This window comes from Amycolatopsis rhizosphaerae, from assembly GCF_007713715.1.
In the GTDB taxonomy this organism is placed as follows: domain Bacteria; phylum Actinomycetota; class Actinomycetes; order Mycobacteriales; family Pseudonocardiaceae; genus Amycolatopsis_E; species Amycolatopsis_E rhizosphaerae.
Genome location: NZ_VJWX01000331.1, coordinates 1 through 8036, shown reverse-complemented (window position 1 = coordinate 8036; position 8036 = coordinate 1). Strand labels below are relative to the sequence as shown.

Annotated in this window: 8 protein-coding genes and 1 pseudogene; 3 read left to right on the top strand and 6 right to left on the bottom strand. The window is 71.4% G+C overall.

Translation table 11 applies throughout. The features are described from left to right. Window positions 1-19 precede the first annotated feature (19 nt). Together FNH05_RS40170 and FNH05_RS26215 are read left to right on the top strand one after the other, a co-directional pair. Window positions 20-1011: pseudogene (locus FNH05_RS40170) on the top strand (DUF4153 domain-containing protein). Between the two features lie 70 nt (window positions 1012-1081). After that, window positions 1082-2284, top strand: a complete 1203-nt coding sequence (locus FNH05_RS26215) for a PP2C family protein-serine/threonine phosphatase (protein ID WP_144591384.1) — start codon at window positions 1082-1084, stop codon at window positions 2282-2284. 86 nt (window positions 2285-2370) lie between these two features. Here FNH05_RS26215 and FNH05_RS38285 read toward each other — a convergent pair whose 3' ends face one another. From FNH05_RS38285 to FNH05_RS26205, 3 genes are all read right to left on the bottom strand, one after another. Continuing rightward, window positions 2371-2532 (bottom strand): hypothetical protein, encoded by a 162-nt coding sequence (locus FNH05_RS38285; RefSeq protein ID WP_186382744.1) that lies wholly within the window; start codon window positions 2530-2532, stop codon window positions 2371-2373. Window positions 2533-2710: 178 nt separating this feature from the next. Further along, entirely contained in the window at window positions 2711-3367 is a 657-nt protein-coding gene (locus tag FNH05_RS26210) for a TMEM175 family protein (protein WP_144591383.1), read from the bottom strand. Between the two features lie 36 nt (window positions 3368-3403). Continuing rightward, window positions 3404-4369, bottom strand: a complete 966-nt coding sequence (locus tag FNH05_RS26205; protein WP_144591382.1) for a DUF2332 domain-containing protein — start codon at window positions 4367-4369, stop codon at window positions 3404-3406. A gap of 89 nt (window positions 4370-4458) precedes the next feature. On the opposite strand from FNH05_RS26205, the gene FNH05_RS26200 reads away from it, so the two are divergent. After that, the gene (locus FNH05_RS26200; protein WP_144591381.1) at window positions 4459-4695 is read left to right on the top strand and encodes a hypothetical protein; all 237 of its coding nucleotides are present in this window, start codon (window positions 4459-4461) and stop codon (window positions 4693-4695) included. 70 nt (window positions 4696-4765) lie between these two features. Here the strand turns inward: FNH05_RS26200 and kdpC are convergent, their stop codons facing one another. From kdpC to FNH05_RS26185, 3 genes are all read right to left on the bottom strand, one after another. Then, the gene (kdpC, locus tag FNH05_RS26195; RefSeq protein WP_144591385.1) at window positions 4766-5389 is read right to left on the bottom strand and encodes a K(+)-transporting ATPase subunit C; all 624 of its coding nucleotides are present in this window, start codon (window positions 5387-5389) and stop codon (window positions 4766-4768) included. 5 nt (window positions 5390-5394) lie between these two features. Next, the gene (gene kdpB, locus FNH05_RS26190; protein ID WP_144591380.1) at window positions 5395-7503 is read right to left on the bottom strand and encodes a potassium-transporting ATPase subunit KdpB; all 2109 of its coding nucleotides are present in this window, start codon (window positions 7501-7503) and stop codon (window positions 5395-5397) included. Next, window positions 7500-8036: potassium-transporting ATPase subunit KdpA (locus FNH05_RS26185; RefSeq protein WP_144591379.1), on the bottom strand; the 537-nt coding region annotated here is incomplete at its 5' end. The genes FNH05_RS26185 and kdpB, both read right to left, overlap by 4 nt.

Genomic DNA, 8036 nt, shown 5'->3' with positions numbered 1-8036 from the left:
GCGCGGGCGGGCCGGGGGTGTGCCCGCGCGGCTGTTCCTCTCCGTGGTGGCCGGGCTGGTGCTGGTCGCGCTGTTCGGGGCGCTGTTCGCGGACGCCGATCCGACCTTCGCCGGCCTGCTGTCTCAGGCGGTGCCCACCGTCGACGGTCCGTCGGTGTTCGGCTGGCTGTTCCTGTTCGCCGTGGCCGGCACCGGCACGGCGGCGGCCGCACACCTGCTTCTCGCCCCTCCCCCCGCACCCCCCGTCGCGAAGAAGAAACCCAGGCTTCGCTTGCTGGAATGGGCGGTGCCGCTCGCCCTGCTCGTGCTGTTGTTCGCCGCGTTCGTGGTCAACCAGCTCACCGTGCTGTTCGGCGGGGCCGACGCCGTGCTCCGCACCGCCGATCTGACCTACGCCCAGTACGCGCGCAGCGGCTTCTGGCAGCTGCTGATGGTGACCGCGCTGACCCTGCTGGTCATCGCGGTGGTCGTGGTGGAGGCGGACCGCACCGTGCGGGCCTGCCGCCTCTGGATGCGCGTCCTGCTCGGTTCGCTGTCCGTGCTCACGCTGGTCATCGTCGCGTCGGCGCTGACGAGGATGTGGTCCTACCAGCGGGCGTACGGCTTCACCGTGCTGCGGCTGGGTGTCGAGACCGCCGAGCTGTGGCTGGGCGTGGTGTATCGCTGGTGATCGCGGCCGGGGTGCGGATGAAGTGGGACTGGCTGCCTCGCGCGATCCCCGCCACCTGCCTCGCCGCGGTGCTCGGCCTCGCGCTGGCCGACCCGGAAGGCATCATCGCGAAGGAGAACGTCGCGCGCTCGCGGCAGACCGGGCTCGTCGACCTGAGCTACCTGTCCGGGCTGTCCGAGGACGTCGTCCCCGCGCTCGGTGGGCTCCCCGAGCCACTGCGCTGCCGTGTGCTGTGGCAGATGAGCGGGCGGCTCGACCCCGGCACCGACGGCTGGCTGGGCTTCAACGCCGCCCGCGCCGCCGCCCGGCAGGCACTCGCCGATGCCCGTCCGGGTTGCTGAGCGGCCGCGGCCCGGGGCGGTGCCGTGATCAACGGGCGCCGGAGGGGCCCGGGTCCCTACCGTGAGATCCATGGCCGAGGACGCGTGGTACGAGGTGTTCGCCGAAATCATCGAGGAGGCGAACCTGGCGACGGCGGGTGAACTGGTGGGGGTCCTCGCTTCCGCGTGCTCCCGCGTCGGCCTGGACGTCACCCTCTACCTGGCCGACATCCAGCAGCACGTGCTGCGCCCGGTGACCGGTGGCGAGGACCTCGACGTGGACGGCAGCCTGGCCGGACGGGCGTTCCGGTTCTCCCAGCTCGTCGCCTCTCCCCAGGAGCACGGCGGCGCGGTGCTGTGGGTGCCGGTGATCGACGGGACGGAGCGCCTCGGCGCCGCCCGGTTCCGCCTGCCCGCGGGGGCCGATCCGGAGGAGCCGGACCTGCGGGCGCGGTGCCGGATCCTGGGCATGCTGACCGGGCACCTGGTCGCGGGCAAGCTCGCCTCCGGCGACCTGTTCCACCGGGTGCGCCGGACGGCGCCCTACAGCGTGTCCAGCGAACTGCTCTGGCAGTTGCTGCCGCCCAGGACCTTCGCCCATCCCGGCCTGGTGATCTCGGTGGTCATGGAGCCCTACGACCAGGTGGGCGGGGACGGCTACGACTACGCGGTGGACGACCACCTCGCCTACCTCGCGGTGTTCGATTCGACCGGCCACGACCTGCACGCGGGGCTGCTCACCACCACCGCGCTCGCCGCCACCCGCAATGCCCGGCGCGGCGGTGCCGGGCTGGAGGCCATCACCGCCGCGGCGGACGCGGCGCTGGCCGGGCATGCCCCGCTCAAGGGGTTCACCACGGCGGTGCTGGCCACCCTCGACCTGGCCTCCGGCACCCTGCGGTACCTGCTGGCCGGGCACCCGCCGCCGGTGCTGCTCCGCGCGGGGAGCTCGGTCAAGGTCATCCACCCCGCGCCGCGGCCGCCACTGGGGGTGTTCCCCCGGTCCGCGGCCACCGGCCTGGGCACCATGCACCTGGAGCCCGGCGACCGGCTACTGCTCTACAGCGACGGGATCACCGAAGCCCGCAGTCCGGACCGGCGGTTCTTCGGCCTCGACCGCCTCGTCGACCTCACCGAGCGGCACGAGGCCGCCGGGCTCACCGCGCCCGAGACGGTCCGCCGCATCATCCACGCCGTGCTCGACCACCAGCGCGGGCGGTTGCAGGACGACGCCACGCTCCTGCTGCTGGAGTGGTCCACCTCCCGGCCCACCGGCCTGCTGCCCTCGCACTGATCTTGCCTGATCCACAAGGGAAACTCGCGACCACGCTGCGCGGCGCGGCGGGGCGGCCGACGCCGCTTGTCCCGCCGCACAAATCTCTAGCGGCAGGTGGCGCAGCCGCCGCGGTGGAGGCGCATGTCGACGATCAACTGTTCATGATCGGTCAGCTTGTCGCCGGCCAGCCAGCGCCACAGGACGGCCTCGACCCGATCACGCATCGCCTTGGCGTCGGGTGCCGGGGACTTCAACCCGTCGCTCATCATCAACTCCCTTTCCGGCCCTCTTCACCGGGCCGCTCCGGCATATTCTGCGCCGGGCGTGACCGAATCGTTTCCTTTTATGGGCAACCTCACGACGGAAACCGCGCACGGTGTTTCCCGGGACACGAAGCGGAGTCCGGGGGCAGCGATGGACTGGGATGTCCTTTGTGGACAGGATTCACCCGTCCGCCGCCGTGGATCCGGTTTCCGGTGACCGGTTCTTCCGCCTGCGGAAAAGGATCGAGGCCAGCGCACGGGGCACGATCCAGGCCACATAGGCCCATCCGGTGACGAACGACAACGGGATCGAGATCCCGAACGCGACCGCCATCATGCCCGCGCCCCTGGCCGGACGGGAAAGTGCCTCCGGCGGGGTGCCTTCGCGATAGAGCCGGGACCGGCGAATCTCCCGCACCATCAGCACGAACATCACAAACGCCGCCGCCTCCACCAGTGCGTAGAAACCGAAGCGGAACTGGAAACCCCCGTCGCCGGTGATGACCTTGGTCGCGAAGGGCGTGATCACCTGCAGGAACAGCCAGCCCAGGGTCAGCCCGGTCAGCCGGGGGCTGACGACCGCGACGTGCCGGAAGGTCTGGTGGTGACTGCGCCACTGCACGCTGATCACCAGGAAGCTGATGACGAAGGCCAGGTACTCCTGGCGATGCTCGTAGGCGGAGTGCAGCAGGTCGGCGTTGGTGACGCCGGACGGGACGGGCAGTTCCAGCGCCAGCAGCGTCACGGCGATGGCGATGACGGCGTCGGCGAAGAACGTCAGCCGTTCCGCCGCGGCCGCCCGGACCTCCGGGGGCTCCCCGGACTCAGCGGTGATCATGGCACGACAGCGTGCCACAGCGGGGAGCATGAGCGTTCACCCCAGCCAGCGCACCCAACCGCCGTGCAGCTCGCTGAAGGCCACCGGCTCACCCGAGACCGCGAGCACGGACAACGCCCGGCCCGCGGGCGGCTCCACCGGCAGCTTCTCATCGATCTCCGGGAACACCCCGCTGCCCTCCTGCGAGATCCACACCCCGTCCAGTCCCCGTGCCGCGCGAGAGAAGCGATCCCGGTCCCCCGGGGACAGATAGCACAGCACCGAGGTGTGGAACAGCACGAGTGTGGCCGCGGGCGGGGCCTGGGCCAGCAACCCGCCGAGGTCTTCGCGCAGATCCCCGGCCACCAGCAACGGCGGCTCCTCCCGCGCGATCCGCGCCACCGCTTCCAAGCGCTCCCGGCGATCACGCTGCTCCGGCCACACCAGCGCCCTCAGCCAGTTCAGGTCCTCTTCGCGCCGCACGTCCAGCGGGTTGGTGTCCAGACCGGCCCGCCAGACGACCTCCGGCAGCCGCACCGGCAGCGGAACCGGTCCCTCGACCTGGCACCGCAACCGCACCGGACTGTCCTCCGGCCCGATCTCGTGGCCGCCGAAGTCGTACCGGAACCGGTCGGGGTAAAGGCAAAGGCCGGCCGAAGCCCCGGCCTCGACCAGCGCGATCGGGCCTTCGATGGCCGCGAGGACGGGCAGTATCGCCGCGACCCGCGCCGCCTCGTTGGTCTGCGTCGCCCTGGTCCGGACCACCGCGAGCACCCGCTCCGGGTCGTCGAGCACCCATTCCCGGAACTGCGCGTAGTCCCGGGCGACCCCGTGCCGCGACCGGACCGCCGCCAGCAGCAGGTTGGGCTGCCGTTTCGGCGGGGGCAGGGTGTCCAGCAGCGCGATCAGCTCCGGATCCGCCGCCACCCCCTCGGCCAGCCGCTGGTACAACGGCGAACCGCCCGCAGCCTCGAACCGGGCGAACCGGGCATAACGGTGCGCCGTGGACGTTTCGTCGGCCATGCCCGCAACCTACCGAGCCGGGGCCGCCCGAGTAATCCACCGGATGGCGGGGAACTCCGTGGGTCGGCAGGCACGACGAGGAGGTCGCCATGGATCGCCAGGATGACGCGGCGAGCACGCCGCTGGCGGACCTGTCGTGGCTGCAGTGGCCGGACGGGCTGAAGGACGTGGCCCTCGAGGTGCTTGCCCGGTGGCAGGCCGGACATCCCGGAGAGGCGGTCGACCTGATCGACGAGATGCTCGCCGACCTCGCCTCGCGCCGGGAATTCCTCGGCGAGAGCGCCAACCGCCTCTACGAACCGTCCACCGACGACCGCAACCCGTGACCGCGCCAGTGGCACCCGAAACGAACAACGCGACGCCGGTGGTGCGGGGCGCCCGCACCACCGGCACTGGTCACGGGTGGGTGAGCCGGTGGACCGCCAGGTTCAGGTCGAGCACGCCGACCGCGGGTTCGCCGAGCACGCCCAGCGCACGGCCGCGCACCCGCTCGTCGACGATCCGGCGGACCTGCTGCTCGGTCAGGCCGTTGACCCTGGCCACCCGCGGCACCTGAAGGTAGGCGTAGGCGGGGCTGATGTCCGGGTCAAGGCCGGAGGCCGAGGCCGTCACCGCGTCCGCGGGCACCCGGTCCGGCGAAACCCCTTCCCTGGCCGCGATCGCGGTCTTCCGCTCCCGCACCAGTTCGGCCAGCTTCGGGTTGTCCGCGGCCAGGTTGGACCCGCCCGAGGTGGACGGGTCGCCGGGCCCGAGCGGATCGGCGGCCAGCGCCGAGGGACGGGTGTGGAACCACGGGTCGTGAGCGGGGTCGGAGGCGGTGAGGTCGACCCCGATCTCCCGTGATCCGACGGCCTGTCCGTCCACGGACACGATCGAGCCTTCGGCCCTGTCGTGCAGCCCGGGCAGCCGGGACACCCCCCAGACGGCCAGCGGGTAGACGACACCGGTGAGCACGGTCAGCGCCAGCAGGAGGCGCAGTCCGGCCCCGGCCTGCCGCAGTGCGGCGGAGAACCACTTCATGGCGGTCACCCGATTCCTGGGACGAGACGGACGACGAGGTCGATGAGCCAGATCCCGGCGAAGGGCACCACGACGCCGCCGAGACCGTAGACCAGCAGGTTCCGGCGCAACAGGCCGCGGGCGCCGGTGGGCCGGTACCGCACGCCGCGCAGGGCGAGCGGGATCAGCGCGACGATGACCAGGGCGTTGAAGATCACCGCGGACAGGATCGCCGACTGCGGCGAGTGCAGGCGCATGATGTTGAGCGCATCCAGCTGCGGGTAGATGGCCACGAACATCGCCGGCAGGATCGCGAAGTACTTCGCGAGGTCGTTGGCGATGGAGAAGGTGGTCAGCGCACCGCGGGTGATCAGCAGCTGCTTGCCGATCTCGACGATCTCGATCAGCTTGGTGGGATCGGAGTCGAGGTCGACCATGTTGCCCGCCTCCTTGGCCGCCATCGTGCCGGTGTTCATCGCGACCCCGACGTCGGCCTGGGCGAGCGCGGGGGCGTCGTTGGTGCCGTCCCCGGTCATCGCGACCAGCTTGCCGCCCTCCTGCTCGGCCCGGATCAGCGCCATCTTGTCTTCGGGCTTGGCTTCGGCCAAGAAGTCGTCCACCCCGGCCTCGGCCGCGATGGCCTTGGCGGTCAACGGGTTGTCTCCGGTGATCATCACCGTGCGGATGCCCATCGCGCGGAGTTCGGCGAACCGCTCCCGCATGCCCTTCTTCACCACGTCGGACAGCTCGATCACGCCGTGCACGACCGCGACACCGCCGGAGACCTCGGCGACCACCAGCGGAGTGCCGCCCCGCTGCCCGATCTCGTCGGCGACACGGTCGGTTTCGGGCGGGACCGTACCGCCCAGCCCGGTGACCCAGTCCCGGACCGCACCGGCCGCCCCCTTGCGGATCCGGCGGCCGTCGAGATCGACCCCGCTCATCCGGGTCTGCGCGGTGAAGGGCACGAACTCCGCGCCCCTTTCGTGCGCACCGCTCCCGCCGTCCGGCCCGTGCTCCCGGGTGCAGAGCTCGACGATGCTGCGCCCTTCCGGGGTGCCGTCGGCGAGGCTGGACAGGCGCGCGGCCGCGGCCAGCTCCCCCAGGGTCGAGGGTGCGACCGGGTGCAGCCGGGTGGCCTGGCGGTTTCCGTAGGTGATGGTGCCCGTCTTGTCCAGCAGCAGGGTGTCCACGTCACCGGCCGCTTCCACCGCCCGGCCCGACATGGCCAGCACGTTGCGCTGCACCAGCCGGTCCATCCCGGCGATGCCGATCGCCGACAGCAGCGCCCCGATGGTGGTCGGGATCAGGCAGACCAGCAGCGCGGTCAGCACGATCACCGACTGCGTGGCACCCGAATAGCCCGCCATCGGCTGCAGGGCCACCACCGCGAACAGGAAGATGACGGTCAGCACCGCGAGCAGGATGTTCAACGCGATCTCGTTGGGCGTCTTCTGCCGGTCGGCGCCCTCCACGAGCGCGATCATCCGGTCCACAAAGGACTCTCCCGGCCTGGTGCCGATGCGGACCACGATCCGGTCCGACAACACCGTGGTCCCCCCGGTCACCGCGGAACGGTCCCCGCCGGATTCGCGGATCACCGGCGCGGATTCGCCGGTGATGGCCGATTCGTCCACGGTGGCGATGCCCTCGGCCACGTCGCCGTCGCCCGGGATCACCTCCCCCGCCTCGACCACGACACGGTCCCCGACACGCAGGTCCGCTCCGGACACCCGCTCCTCGGTGCCGTCCCGGCGCAGGCGCCGCGCGACGGTTTCGGTCCTGGTACGGCGCAACGTCTCCGCCTGGGCCTTGCCGCGGCCTTCGGCCACGGCTTCGGCGAGGTTCGCGAACAGCACGGTGAACCACAGCCAGGCCGCCACCGCGATGGAGAACACGCTCGGGCCGGTGATGGCGAACACCGTGGTCAGCAGCGACCCCGCCCACACCACGAACATGACCGGGTTGCGCAACTGGTGCCGCGGGTGCAGCTTGCGCAGCGCGTCCGGCAGCGAGACCAGCAGTTGCCGGGGGCTGAAGACCCCGGCGGCGACCCTGCCGGTGTTCGAGGCGTGTCTTTCCCGCTGCTCGCCGTCGGTCCGGTCGAGGCGATCCTGTTCCTGGGTGGTGGTCATGCCAGCGCCTCCGCGATGGGGCCAAGGGCCAGAGCCGGGACGAAGGTGAGCGCGGCGACCAGGACGACCGTGCCGCCGAGCATCGACGCGAACAGCGGGCCGGTGGTGGGCAGAGTGCCCGCGGTGACCGGGATCTTCTTCTGCCGCACCAGCGCACCGGCGAGGCCGAGCGTGGCCAGGATGGGGACGAACCGGCCCAGCAGCATCGCCGCGCCCAAAGTGGACTGGTAGAAGTCGCTGGTGACGGTCAGCCCGCCGAAGGCGCTTCCGTTGTTGTTCGAGGCCGAGGTGTAGGCGTAGAGCACTTCGGACAGTCCGTGCGCGCCGGAGTTGCCGAACGCCCCGCCGGTGACCGAGGGCAGGGCCAGCGCGAGCCCGGTCCCCACCAGTACCAGCACCGGCATGGTCAGCATCGCGAGCGCGGCGAAGGTGACCTCACGCCGCCCCAGTTTCTTGCCCAGGTATTCGGGGGTGCGCCCGACCATCAACCCGGCCAGGAACACCGCGATGATCGCCATCACGAGGATGCCGTA

What these genes read in the sequence shown, in the direction of transcription:
- FNH05_RS26215 (WP_144591384.1), top strand. Translation starts at nt 1,082, where the DNA reads ATGGCCGAGGACGCGTGGTACGAGGTGTTCGCCGAAATCATCGAGGAG.
- FNH05_RS26210 (WP_144591383.1), bottom strand. Translation starts at nt 3,367, where the DNA reads ATGATCACCGCTGAGTCCGGGGAGCCCCCGGAGGTCCGGGCGGCCGCG.
- FNH05_RS26205 (WP_144591382.1), bottom strand. Translation starts at nt 4,369, where the DNA reads ATGGCCGACGAAACGTCCACGGCGCACCGTTATGCCCGGTTCGCCCGG.
- FNH05_RS38285 (WP_186382744.1), bottom strand. Translation starts at nt 2,532, where the DNA reads ATGAGCGACGGGTTGAAGTCCCCGGCACCCGACGCCAAGGCGATGCGT.
- kdpB (WP_144591380.1), bottom strand. Translation starts at nt 7,503, where the DNA reads ATGACCACCACCCAGGAACAGGATCGCCTCGACCGGACCGACGGCGAG.
- kdpC (WP_144591385.1), bottom strand. Translation starts at nt 5,389, where the DNA reads ATGAAGTGGTTCTCCGCCGCACTGCGGCAGGCCGGGGCCGGACTGCGC.
- FNH05_RS26200 (WP_144591381.1), top strand. Translation starts at nt 4,459, where the DNA reads ATGGATCGCCAGGATGACGCGGCGAGCACGCCGCTGGCGGACCTGTCG.